Consider the following 12,282-nt stretch of genomic DNA (forward strand, 5'->3'; position numbering starts at 1 on the left):
GTTCCGGGTCAGGACGGGGGGAAGACCAGGCGATCGGGGCCCAGGAGCTTGTGAATGTGGCAGCGGCAGAGGTCGGTCGCCATCACGAAGTCTGCGGACACTGAATGGACTCCGTCCGCTGCAACGAAGCGGACCCGCTCCCCCGATGCTGCCACGTCGAACCGAGCGCGGTCGTCGAGGACCATGTAGGTCCCGCTACCGCCGTTTTCCCGCGAGCGCAGCACCAGCCCGTCCTGGAGGCGTGTGACCACGACCGACAGCCCTTCGACCGGTGCTCCCGAAGGATCCACCACTTCTACGGTGACCGAGCGGAACTCCTCCGTGCAGACGCACTCGGTCACGGAGGCTCCGTCGCACGCCGCAACCGCCAGGGCCAGAACACCCAGGAGAGCCACTCCCGCCGGAGCGGGCCTCCTCCGAGGCGGGCCCTGTGGAAAGGAGTTGGCCAGAGGAGCCTCCTTGTCGGTGATACCCCCCGGAGAACGAATGAGCGCGGCCGGATGGGACGGAGTCGGGGGGGCGCTCGCGTGCGCGCCGGATCTTCCGGTCCGTCCCGTCCTGACGAAATCCTCAGGAAGATTTGAGGTCTTCGGCATGGAGCCCGGGCCTCCCGGAGAGCATCCTCGGCTGTCCAGGCGGATGGCCCATCACCAGGGAGGCAGGGATGAGGATGCTCGCGGGCGTGCTGGCCTTGGCCAGCTCAGCGCTGTTCGTGAACCACGGGTCGCGGTCGGCGCCGGCGGCCCAGGAAGGCGTGGGTGGCGAACGGTCGTCCGTCCCAGGCCCGGCCGCCACCCGCACCCTGGAGGAGCACAAGGCCGAGTTGGCGGCGCTCTCCGGAGGGGTGTGGATCGCCTCCAATGCCGACTACCGGGAGGCGGACGGCGGCATGGACGAGTACGGGCTCGCCTGGTCGGTCCAGCCGGGTGGGGTCTCGGCCAGCGGCTGCCTGTGGGGCCTCAAGGGCGGCGAGGTCACTCAGGTCTTCTGGCAGTTCTTCCAGGGGTGGGACCCCACCCGCGAGGTGGCCATCGTGTATCAGAGCCACCCCGCCGGTCTGATCGGCATCGGCACGCTCGAGGACCGCGGTGAGGGGGAGCCGGAGCTGGTGCAGGACTTCTGGACTCCGGGGAGCGGGATGGCCCGCAACGGCCACTTCGAGCGGTGGGACGGCACCGATCGGCGGATCTCGCAGAGCGTGGAGTGGTCCGACGATCGCTGGGTTCCGCGGCGCTCCTACACGTGGGTGCGAGACCGGAATCGCAGCAGCCCCTGCTGACCATGGCTGCTCGAACGATGGTCACTCCGGCTCAGGATCGTCGGGTTGGCCCTGCCGACGAGTCCGTGGACCGTGCGCCCCGCTCGACCTGATCGAGAAGCTGCCGGAAGGCTGGCTGGTCGCGCAGGGGTCGAGACGAGGGTCGGAGCCGGCGGTCAGCACGCCGAAATCGCGCAGGTCCGCGGCCCGACGGAGGGCACCAGCGCCTCCGCCTGGCGTCCCTGGGCCACGTAGGCCAGTGCCAAGCCGAAGGGGAGGCCCCCGGGCCACCGCGGCCTCCCAGCGATCGAGCCGCCATGCTTCCACAGCCGCCACCACCGCTGAAGGCGACGTCTCGGGCAGCGCGGGGACGTGGTCCCCCTGCTGCGCGAACAGGCGCCGGCCCCAGCGAGCCGCCTTCCGTGCGCCCGGCCAGAACCATCACATCGAAAAGGCAGTCGGTGGCCCATTCCGAGTCGGGCTGGAAGCGCAGCGTCTCGGTGCAGTAGCGCTCCGCCTGCTCGAGGTCTCCGGACAGCAGGTAGATCAGCCCCGCGTCCTCGTACAGGAAGGCGGCCAGCGGGTCGACCGCCAACGCCTGCTGGATGAGCGTATCCGCAGCGTGAGGGCGGCCTTGGGTCACGCGCCAGTAGGCCAAGGTGGACAGGGTGCGGGGATCGTTGGGCGCCAGCGCCAGGGCCCGTTCCAGCGCGACGTCCGCGGCCCGCCAGTCCCAGCGACGCATGGCCAGTAGGCCTCGGGCCCGATGAGCCACCGGATGGTCGCGGTCCAGGGCCAACGCCCGCGAGACCGCATCGGCTGCCGCCTCCAGGTCCCCCGCGTAGATGCTGAGCTCGGCCCATTCGGCGAGGATGGAGGGCTCCCGCGGGTAGCGAATGCGCGCACTGTCGAGCACGGCGCGCGCGGCCCGACGATCATGGGTTTCCTGGGCCAGATAACGCGCTCGCTCCAGTGTCTGCTCCACCGAGCGGTGCTCGGCAGTGGACCCGGCGCCCCGCACGAGCAGGGCCGCCGCGACCATGGCCAACGCCAGCGCGACCCCGCCCCCGTAGGCGAGCTGCCTGTGCCCGAAGCGCCGCGCCGGGGTGGGTCCGGCGCCGCCCACACGCAAGCGATACCCGCGTCCGCGCAGCGTCTCCAGCTGCACCGCGCCGGCCGCTTCGGTCGACAGCGCCTGCCGGATCTGGTGAACGCAAGTATTCAGGGACTGTTCGGCCGCCCCGGGGAGCCTGGGCCATCCCAACTCCAGGAGCTCGCGCCGCGAGACCATCGTGCCCTGCCGCTCGGCCAGACAGAGCAGGATACGCGCAGGAAGGGGCTCCAGGGGCAGCAGGCGCGCACCACAGCGGAGCTCCAGGGTCCGCCCGTCGATCGCGAAGGGGCCGAAGCGTACGGATGGGGCGTCGTGCGGGGTGGCGGTCATGCCCGTTCCTACGAATCCGGAAGGGTGGCGTTGCGGGCGCCGGAAACGACGAGGACCCGGCGGAGCGGCCGCCGGGTCCTCGAAAGATCGTTGAGCAGGGGCTCGCGCGCCTCAGCCGCCGCGCGGCTTGGCCTTGCGTCCGGTGGACGAGCTGCTGCCGCTGCTTCCACTGCTTCCCGCCGCCGAGCCGGATCCCGAGCCGGAGGGGCGCGAGACCTGCCCGCCGCCGCCCGCCGAGCCGCTGCTCCGCGTGTACCCGCGCCCCCGCACGACGCGACCGCGGCTGCCCGAGCTGGGCGTCGGGTCCACGACCACCACGGTGGGGCGGTAGCCCCAGTAGCCGTAGCCGCCGTAGTAGCCGTAGCCGCCACCGTAGTAGCCATAGCCATACGGCGAGTAGTCCCAGTAGCCGTAGGGGCTCCAGCCGAACCATCCACGGTAGCCACGGTAGCCGAAGCGGTCGTAGCCGCGGCGGCTCTGTTCGATCTCGCGCTGCTCGGCGGACATCTCGCCCCGACCGCCCGTCTGGATCGCGAAGATCTCCGGGTAGCTGGTGGCCACCACCATGTCGATGACGCCCTCGCTGACTCCAGCGTCGGCCAGGCGCACCAGGCCGTCCGCATCGATGTCGAAGCCGCCTCCAGTCTCCACGATCCACGCGGAAAGGGCTTCGGGATCGAGGGTGGCACTGGCCGCCACCACATCCTCCACCGTGAGCGGCTCCGAGGCCGCGATGCGGGCCAGGCGCAGGGCGCGCTGCCGCTCGGCGTTCAGCGCCCCGTGGCCAGCCGCCTCGGTGGCTGCCTCACTCGCGATCTCGTAGCGCATGACTCCCGTCATGCGGTCCTCAGCGCCGGAGACCACCTGGACGTGGATCCATTCGCTGGGGCTGACCAGGGCCATGAGGCCCTCGACGGTTCCGGAGGCTCCGCCCTCGCACGTGTAGCGGGAGCTGCTGGAGATCCAGCGGCCGTCGAGACCGACGTCCAGACGGTCCACACTGTCGCAGCCGTCCTCGCGCACGGTGCGCTCGCGACCGTCGGCGACGAGCAGCTGCGTATCGACCAGCGCTCCGTCCTCGAAGCTCTGCATCTCGACGCCCTGCCCGGACGGTACCACGCACAGCAGTGAGGGTTGACCCTCGGTCGGCTGCTGCAGGGGCTGCCAGCAGCCTGTGAAGGGCAGCCAGCCGTCGGCCACCTGCGCCTGGCCGGCCGCCGGGGCCATGAGGGCAGCGCCAGCCAGGAGACCGAGCGCCGCGCCGAAGATCCTGTTGCGTCCAATCATCGTCCTGTCCCTCTCGAGGCGTTCTCGAGGATACCTAGAAGCGGAACTTCAAGCCAGCAGTGACCTGGAAGCCTGCCAGGTCCAGGTCGTCGAAATCCACGAAGTCGGCGCCCATGGGGCCCTTCGCGTATTGGTAGCGTGCCTCCCCGGTCAGCGCCGCGCGAGCGCTCAACGAATAGTCCACGCCCGCGAGGGCGTGCACGGTGCCGGAGTGACCTTCGGAGATGAAGTTATCGACGAAGATGTCCAGCGTCTCGAAGTCGACGAAGTCACCCACCTGACTGAAGCGATACCAGATGATGCCGGCCCCGGCACCCACATACGGGGTCCATTTGGCGGGCACCCAGGCCAGAGACGAGATGCGGCGACCGGTGTCGCCGAGGTAGTACTTGAAGCCGAGCGAGACCGGCACGCGACGGAACATGGTGCGTTGCTCGATCGGCAGATCGTTGGTGTCCGTCCAGTCGCGAAACTCGGAGTCGCGCTCGCTGCGGCTGTACGCCACGTCGAACAGCACATCGACGCGGTCGCTGACACGCACCCCGATCTCTCCTTCGAACCACGGTGCGTTGAAGTCTCGCTTGCTCAGCGTCAGCTCGTCGCTGACGAAATCGAAGATCTGGCTGCCCGCGGTGGGCATCGCATATCCCGCCTTGAACGCGATCGAGCCACGGGGGCTACCGAAGAGGAAGCCCTCCCCGCTCTGCCCTGCGGCCGGTGCCGGGAGCAGGAATGGGAGCGCCACGAGCGCGGGGGCCAGCCGGCGAAGAACGCTAGAGAAGCCAGTGCTCACGAGGAGCCTCCCGTTGGGGGTGGTCACGTACCCACTGGAGGGCAAGGTCCGGACCGACCGGAAAACGCCGCCGTTGTGGGATGTTTCCCGAATCGGGGGCCCCTGGGGAGGACAGGCGCCGACCTCCTGGGTGGACAGCCACGCCCCACCCGGGCCAGGGCTTCCTAGCCGAGGAGGGCCAGGATCGCCTCGGGCGGCCTCCCGACCACGGCACGACCCTCATACACCGCGATGGGGCGTTGGATCAGGGTAGGATGCGCGGCCATGTGCCGGATCAGGTGGGCGTCCGGCTCCGAGCCGGTCAGGCCCAGCTCCTTGGCCACCTTGTCCGTCCTGCGCAGCAGCTGCTGGGGGCCGATCCCCAGGGCCTTCAGAACCCGTCGGAGTTCGGCCGCGCTGAGCGGCTCCTGCCGGTAGTCGCGGTAGCGGTAGGGCACACCGGCTTCGTCCAACAAGGCGACCGCCTTGCGACACGTGCTTCAGGTTCGCGTGCAGATCAGCTCGATCATCGTCCTAGACGGTCTCCAGCTCGCTCATGATCCACGCCCGCGCCCAGCGCACGTCGCGTTTGATGGTGCTGGCCGACAGCCCGGTCAGCTCCGCGATCTCCGCCACGCCCAACCCGGCGAGGTGACGCAGCTGCAGCAGCTCGGCCTTGCGGGGGTCGAGCGCCTCCAGGCGCACCAACGCATCCTCGAAGGCCACCAGGTCGAGCGGGACACCGGTGGCCGCGACCATCCGGGGGTCCAGCGTGACGTGGCGCGCCTGGCCCCCCCGCTTCTCGCGGCGTCGACTGCGAGCCCAATCGATCAGGACCTGGCGCATCACCCGCGCGGAAAGGGCCAGCAGGTGCCGCCGGTCATTGACGTCCATCGGGGAGGAGGCACCGAGCCGCAGATAGGCTTCGTGCACCAGCGCGGTGGGCTGCAACGTGTGCCCGGCGGGCTCCCGCCGCAGCACATGGTCGGCGATCTCGTGCAATTGGTCGTAGATCCGCCGAAAGAGCGCGTCCTCCGCCTCTCGGTCCCCTTCCTGCCAACTCCTCACGAGGGTGGTGATGTCGATGGCGTCACCGCTCATGCGGCCTTCCTTTCGGGATCGAGGCTTTCGCGGCACGATGAACCTACAGCCATGGGGGTTGGCGTGCTCGGGCCCGGTCGCCGGCCAGGGGCCCCCTCCCGGACCGCGCTACGCGCACGACCCTCGCACGGTCGGCTGGAGCGCGGCCCCGACCGAGGCCGAACGACGCTCTAGGGGTGTCCAGCCGGGTCCCCGCGGGAAAGAGCAGGAGGCAGAGGGAAGCCAATGGAGCGCTACTCGGAGCTGGAGCGCCTGTTCGCGCGCATCGGAGAGGTGCCGGAGCGCGAGCGGGAGGTGTGGCTGCGGCAACAGTGCGCCGGTCGTCCGGAGTTGATGGAGCGCGCCCTCGCCCTCCTCGCGCACTACCACGAGACGGAGGAATGGACCGCCCTGGATTCCGCGGTCCGCGAAAGCTCCGGGGGGGCCACGGCCAGCGGCGGGTCGGACGGCTTCCCCGAGTTCGTGGGGCCCTATCGCGTGCTGGAGGAGTTGGGCCGAGGTGGCATGGGCCGTGTGCTACTCGCGGAGCGCGAAGGACTGGGCAAGCGTGTGGCGCTCAAGGTGATCAGCAGCCCGTTCGCAGGCGCCGACGCACAGCGTCGCTTCGATGAGGAACAACACATCCTCGCTCGTATGGAGCATCCGGGCATCGGCGCTCTGGTCGATGCCGGGGTCACGAAGCAGGGTCTCTCCTGGTTCGCCATGGAGTTGGTGCAAGGGCTGCCGATTACGCGCTACGCCCGGGAGCGAACGCTCGGCGTGGAGGGCCGGGTGCGCCTGATCCTCGAGTTGTGCGCGGCCGTCGAGTACGCCCACTCGAACCTGGTGGTGCACCGGGACATCAAGCCCAGCAACGTGCTCGTCACCGGCGACGGGCGCTTGAAGCTGCTCGACTTCGGTGTGGCCAAGCTGCTCGACGTGTCGGAGACGCAGTCCAAAGGTGCCCACACGCGCGTCTTCACGCCCTCCTACGCCTCCCCCGAACAGGTTCGCGGAGATCGCATCACGGCGGCCACGGACATCTACCAGGTCGGTGCGCTCCTCTACGAGCTGCTGTGCGGGGTGACGCCCTTCGATGTCGACACCCTCACACCAGCCGAGGCGGCCCAGCGCATCACCGACGAGGAACCCCGGCCTCCGTCGGAGAACCCCCGGGCGGGGGAGCGAGGTCGGGAAGACGACCTGCGCCGCCGCGCTCGCGGCGACCTCGATCGCATCGTGCTGAAATGCCTGGAGAAGGAGCCGGATCGCCGCTATGCCTCCATCGCGGCGCTGGCGGACGACCTGCGTCGCTATCTCGAGGGGCGCCCCGTGTTGGCCCGGCCGGGAGGCCTGGGCTATCGGTCGCTCAAGTTCGTGCGGCGTAACCGCACCATGGTCGCGGCCCTCGTGCTGGGAGTGGCCTATCTGGGCACGCTGGCAGCGCAGAACCGGCGCGTGGCCGCCGAACGGGATCGGGCCACCGAGTCTGCTGCGGTGGCGCAGCGCGAAAGCGCGCGACTGCGGACCGTGACGGACTTCATCGTGGGGCTCTTCCAGGCGAGCGATCCCGAGGTGGCGCCGGACCCTCAGGTCTCGGCACTGGAGCTGTTGCGCCGCGGCGCTGAGCGCGTGGATTCACTCAGCGACGATCCCGCCACCCAGGCGACGGTGCTGCTGGCGATCGCGCAGAGCATGCACAATCTCCAGATCAGCGCCGATGCGGAGGTGCTGCTGCGGAGAGTGCTGGCGTTGGCAGAGCGATCCGATATGGAGCTACCCCAGGGCGCTCGATTGTCCGACCTGCGCCTGGCCTTGGCCCAGAACCTCAGCCTGCAGAACCGATTCGAGGAGAGCGCGGCGCTCTACCGACGACTCGCGGATCCGGATGCCGAGTCGGTCGATCGCGGAACCGCGCTGCAGGCGCTCGAAGGGTTGGCGAGCGTGCTGCACATGGAAGGGAAGCCGCAGGCTGCGGATTCCGCCCAGCAGAGGTGGGAGGCCCTGCTGGTGTCGACCCCGGATCTCTCCGACCGCGAAACCGTGCGCCAGTTGGGGCTGTTGGGGCGTACGTACCTCTTCCGCGGGGAGATCCGCAACGATCACGCTGCCTTGGAGCGGGCTCGCGACCTGCTTACGCGTAGTGTATCCGCATACCGAAGCCTGGTTCCCGCCAGCAGCCCCGAGTTCCGCGGAGTGCTGGCCAATCTCACGCGCCTGGCCCTGGACCTGGACGACACCGTGGCGGCCGACTCCCTGTCGGCGGAGGGCCTGCGCCTGGTCCGCGAAGACTACGACGCCACCGGAGATCTGTTGAGTTGGCCACTCACGTTGCGCGGGCTGTCGCTGGAGCAGCAGGGCCGCTATCAGGAAGCCGAGCCTCTCTTCCGGGAGGCCGTCGCACGCGAATTCGAAGCGCAGGGCGAAAGCATGGCCTGGGCCACCCGCGGAGACGAATACGCGGGCTTCCTACGCAGGCGGGGTCGCTTCGACGAAGCCGTGGCCGTGCTGGAGGGAATGCTCCCGTTCAACCAACGCCAGTTCGGGGCGGATCATGTGATGACGCTCACTGCCCAGGCCCAGATCGGGGTCACTCTCGGCGAGGCCGGACGGTATGCGGAGGCGGAGGGCTACCTGCTGGAGGCGTACCAGAAGCTCGCCGCCGACCGACCGCTGACCGACGGCATGGTCCAACTCCAGCTGAGGCATCTGTGTCGGCTGTACCGACTGTGGGAGCGCACCGAAGACGCAGGCCGCTGCGAGGCCAAGATGACGGCGGACACCCGGGCCGGATACGACCCCGAGCCACGGCCCGGCCGCTGAGCGCGGCCGGGCGCCGTGGACGTCGAGGGGGCTATTCCGCCCGCAGCGCTTGGTTCGGCTGGACCGAGGCCGCGCGCCGGGCCGGCAGCAGCACCGCCAGCGCCGCCACGGCGAGCAGCACCAGCGGCACGCCGACGAAGGCGACCGGGTCCACGCCACTCGTGTTGTAGAGCAGGCCCTGCACCAGGCGTCCCGCGCCGAAGGCGGCGAGCATCCCGATCAGGGCGCCCACCGCGACCAGGCGCAGTCCTTCGCCCATGACCATGCCCACCACAGTGCGGGACCGGGCGCCCAGCGCCATGCGGATGCCGATCTCCCGTCTCCGGCGTGAGACCGAGTACGCCATCACCCCGTAGAGCCCCACGGCCGCCAGCGTCAGTCCCAACAAGCCGAAGATCCCGAGCACGGATCCGCCCAGGCGGGCAGGCATGAGGGCGATGCCCATGTGGTCTTCCATGGTGCGCACGTCGTAAAGCGGCATGTCCGCGTCCATCTGCTGCACGAGTTGTCGGACCCGGCCCAGAGTCACCATGGGATCGGCGCTCGTGCGGGCCAACAGGGTCATGCCGGAGCTGAAGCGCTCGCGGAAGGGAAGCCACATGAACTCGGTTTCTTCCTCACCCAGCGATCGATACTTGCCGGTGGCCGCCACCCCGATGACCGTGCGCTCCTCCCCTGCGGTCTGCACCACCTTTCCGAGCCCCGACTCGCCGGGCCAGAACCGATCGCGGAACGCTTCGTTGACGATGATCACCGGAGCGGCGTTCTCGTCGTCGCGCCGCTCGAAGGAGCGCCCTTCCACCAGTTGCACGCCGGCGGCCTCGAGGTATCCCTCCGTCACCGTGGCGTACATCAGACTGCGAAGCTCGCCCTCGGCGAACTCGTATCCCGGAATCTCGACCCCGCGGTCGGAGCCGCCGAGACCCAGCGGGAGCGCGTCCGTGAGACCCACCGCCTCCACGTCGGGCTGCGCGGCCAGCTCTGCGAGGAGACGATCGAAGAACTCACGCGTCTGCGCCTCGCCGTAGCCACGCAGCGCTGGATCCAGGGAAGCCGTGACCAGGTGACTGGGGTCGCGGATCCCGGGGTCGATGGCCGAGGCGCTCTGCAGGCTGCGCAGGAACAGGCCGGAACTGATCAGCAGCACCAACGAAAGCGCCATCTGCACGGCCACCAGCACACGGCTCGCACGTGATCTTCCGGCGCGTTGGCCTTCGGCACCCTTGACGGCGGCCGCCAGATGGGGGTTGGCCGACTGGAGTGCCGGGGCCAGGCCGAACAGGATGGCGGCCCCGATCGCGACTACGAACGTGAACAGCAGGACGGTCCGATCCATCTGGACGTCGAAGTTCCAGGGACCGTCCATGGGCGGACGGATCTGGCCCAGGAAATGGAGGGCGACCCAGGCCAGGCCGAGTCCGGCCAGGCCGCCGGCGACGCCGAACACGAGGCTCTCGGTGAGAAGCTGCCGCAGGATGTGCCGGCGCCCGGCTCCCAGGCTCATGCGGATCCCCATCTCCCGCCGCCGATCCTGAGCGCGCGCCAGGAACAGGTTCGCCACGTTGACACACGCGATCAGCAGCAGGAGTGCCACCACGGCCATGATGACCGCCGACATGCCGAACTGCGCGTCGCGCAGCGTGGGGTGGAAGCCGGCTTCGTTCTGCGGGACGATCGACGTGCCCAACTGTGTGTCGTACTGGTCCGGATACTCCTGCCGCAGCTCGGCCAGAACGGCGTCGAGGCGCTGCTGGGCCTGATCGATCGTGACGCCGGGCCGCAGGCGCGCGACGACGTTGGAACTGTTGCTGCCGCGCGACTCGAGCGCGTTGAACCCCCCCGGTTGCAGCTCGCGCTGCATCATCAGCGGCGCGTAGAACGGGATGTCCGCGAACGTGGCCGGTCCTTTGAAGTCGGGGCGCACCACGCCCACGACTTCGAAGGGGTGCCCGTTGATGTCCAACGTGCGGCCGATCACCGAGGGATCCGCGCCGAAGCGGCTCTTCCAGTAGGCGTTGCCCAGCACCACCACCGGGTGCCCTCCGGGTCCTCGATCTTCCTCGCCGGGAATGAAGGCCCGTCCGTGCAGCATCTCCGCGCCGTAGGTCTGAAAGAAGTTGGCGCTCACCATCAGACCCATGAGCCGTTCGGGCTGCCCACCCGCCGACAGGGCGGTCTGCACGAACGTCCAGTCGGCCACGCCGGAGAACACATCGTCCGTCCGGTCCCGTAGGTCCTGGTAGTGGGGAAGGGAGTTGGAGCCGTAGTCCATGCCGGGCCACTTCCGGTAGAGCTGCACGAGCTCCTCGGGATTCTCCGTTCCTCCGAGCGGTCTGAGCAGGATGCCGCGCACCGCGGAGAAGGTGGCGGCGTTGAGTCCGATGCCCAGCGCCAAGGTCAACACGGCCGCAGCCGTGAAGACCGGGCTCTTGACCAACATGCGGAGGCTGTAGCGGAGATCTCGGGTGAGTTCGCCCATGGGCGGCCCTCCGGGGCGGTGGTGGACAGTCCGACCCCCTACGGAGGGGGGTCGGACGTGGATTCAGGCCGCACCGTCGGCACGCGGTCGCGCCCTCCCCCGGCGCGCGCCTCATCCACCCGCCAGCCAGGCGAGCGCCTCTCCACGCGCGCCGAAGTAGGCGGTCAGGTACTCCGCCGGGCCCTGCCGGACCGGGGGCGCTCCGACCGGGGGCGCGTGCGGAGGGACCAGGAAGGCGAAGCGCTCAACCCCGGCCGCGTTGTAGCGCGGCACGATGTGCAGATCCCTCCAGGCTCCATCCATCCGCTCCGCAGGCAGGCCGAAGTGCGCGGTGTCGACGAGGACCCTCGGGCGCCGCGTCGCCTCGACCTCGGCCGCGAAGCGGGTGAGCCATTGGTTGAATCCCTCGCGCGACATGTGGCGGGTCTCATCGAACCAGCGGATCTCGAGGATCTGTGCGGCCGGTCGGTCGATCACCTCGCCCCAGGCATCGGAGTGCAGCACCCTGTCCCCGGTCATCGGCCGGTCGCCATGGCGGCCACGATCTTCTCGGGCGGGGTCGCATAGCCGAACGCCTTCTGGATCGTCGCGATGCTCCCCAGGTGGTAGCCCTCATGGAAGGCGTCGAACGCCAACCGGTCCAGTACGGTCTGCTCGCCGTGCGGCCCGGGGAGCGAGCCAGCGAGCTGCCCGGCGCTAGCTTCGGACAGTGCCGCATGGAGACGCTGGCTCAGGGCCTGCCAGGCTGCACGCATCTCTGCCACCGAAGGGTAGTCGGCGCCGTCGCTGGCCGGCTCCTGGAACGCCTGCCAGGGGTTGTCGGCCTCGACTCCCAGTCGGGTCAGGGCCGCGGCGCGGTGGGCGAGAAGGTGGCCGAGGTGCCATACGATGGAGGGCCCTTCGTTTCCGCGGACCCTCCGTCGAGCATCGGCGTCGGAGAGCCCATCGAGGATCAGCGGGACCAGCTGGTCCGAGGTGCGAAAAATGCCGGCGAGCGGTGCGGCGCTGTTCATGGGTGCCTCCAGGCGAACAAGGTGGGTACACCTGGAACGACGGTCGAGCGCTCCCAAAGGATACGGCCGCATCCTCGCGGGGGGCCCGCTCGTCGTAGTGTTGAGACCTCCGCGACCGGCGCGGGG

10 protein-coding genes and 1 pseudogene are annotated in these 12,282 nt (G+C 69.6%); 2 read left to right on the forward strand and 9 right to left on the reverse strand.

The window, feature by feature from the left end:
- Positions 1–8: 8 nt before the first annotated feature.
- Positions 9–341: a hypothetical protein gene (locus tag R3E10_10640; GenBank protein ID MEZ4416191.1), complete on the reverse strand. Its 333-nt coding sequence runs from the start codon at positions 339–341 to the stop codon at positions 9–11.
- A gap of 323 nt (positions 342–664) precedes the next feature.
- Between R3E10_10640 and R3E10_10645 the strand changes: the two genes are divergently transcribed.
- Complete coding sequence (locus R3E10_10645) at positions 665–1,279, forward strand: hypothetical protein (GenBank protein ID MEZ4416192.1); 615 nt, start codon at positions 665–667, stop codon at positions 1,277–1,279.
- Between the two features lie 31 nt (positions 1,280–1,310).
- Here R3E10_10645 and R3E10_10650 read toward each other — a convergent pair whose 3' ends face one another.
- From R3E10_10650 to R3E10_10670, 5 genes and pseudogenes are all read right to left on the reverse strand, one after another.
- Positions 1,311–2,702 carry a winged helix-turn-helix domain-containing protein gene (locus R3E10_10650; protein MEZ4416193.1) on the reverse strand — a complete coding sequence of 464 codons (1,392 nt, stop codon included), beginning with the start codon at positions 2,700–2,702 and terminating at the stop codon, positions 1,311–1,313.
- 111 nt (positions 2,703–2,813) lie between these two features.
- A complete protein-coding gene (locus R3E10_10655) occupies positions 2,814–3,989 on the reverse strand; it encodes a hypothetical protein (GenBank protein ID MEZ4416194.1) in 1,176 nt (391 codons plus the stop codon).
- A gap of 34 nt (positions 3,990–4,023) precedes the next feature.
- Positions 4,024–4,782, reverse strand: coding sequence for a hypothetical protein (locus R3E10_10660; protein MEZ4416195.1), 759 nt, complete (start codon positions 4,780–4,782; stop codon positions 4,024–4,026).
- 164 nt (positions 4,783–4,946) lie between these two features.
- Positions 4,947–5,243: pseudogene (locus R3E10_10665) on the reverse strand (ArsC/Spx/MgsR family protein).
- Positions 5,244–5,295: 52 nt separating this feature from the next.
- Positions 5,296–5,862 (reverse strand): ECF-type sigma factor, encoded by a 567-nt coding sequence (locus tag R3E10_10670; protein MEZ4416196.1) that lies wholly within the window; start codon positions 5,860–5,862, stop codon positions 5,296–5,298.
- Between the two features lie 225 nt (positions 5,863–6,087).
- On the opposite strand from R3E10_10670, the gene R3E10_10675 reads away from it, so the two are divergent.
- Positions 6,088–8,664 carry a serine/threonine-protein kinase gene (locus tag R3E10_10675; GenBank protein MEZ4416197.1) on the forward strand — a complete coding sequence of 859 codons (2,577 nt, stop codon included), beginning with the start codon at positions 6,088–6,090 and terminating at the stop codon, positions 8,662–8,664.
- A 31-nt stretch (positions 8,665–8,695) separates the two neighbouring features.
- Here the strand turns inward: R3E10_10675 and R3E10_10680 are convergent, their stop codons facing one another.
- From R3E10_10680 to R3E10_10690, 3 genes are all read right to left on the reverse strand, one after another.
- Positions 8,696–11,143 (reverse strand): ABC transporter permease, encoded by a 2,448-nt coding sequence (locus tag R3E10_10680; protein MEZ4416198.1) that lies wholly within the window; start codon positions 11,141–11,143, stop codon positions 8,696–8,698.
- Between the two features lie 111 nt (positions 11,144–11,254).
- On the reverse strand, positions 11,255–11,662 hold the full coding sequence (locus R3E10_10685; GenBank protein MEZ4416199.1) for a hypothetical protein: 408 nt from the start codon (positions 11,660–11,662) through the stop codon (positions 11,255–11,257).
- A complete protein-coding gene (locus R3E10_10690; protein MEZ4416200.1) occupies positions 11,659–12,156 on the reverse strand; it encodes a DinB family protein in 498 nt (165 codons plus the stop codon). Before R3E10_10690 ends, R3E10_10685 begins: the two co-directional genes overlap by 4 nt.
- Positions 12,157–12,282: the final 126 nt, after the last annotated feature.

It is taken from the genome of Gemmatimonadota bacterium, assembly GCA_041390105.1.
Lineage (GTDB): Bacteria > Gemmatimonadota > Gemmatimonadetes > Longimicrobiales > Gaopeijiaceae > JAGQIF01.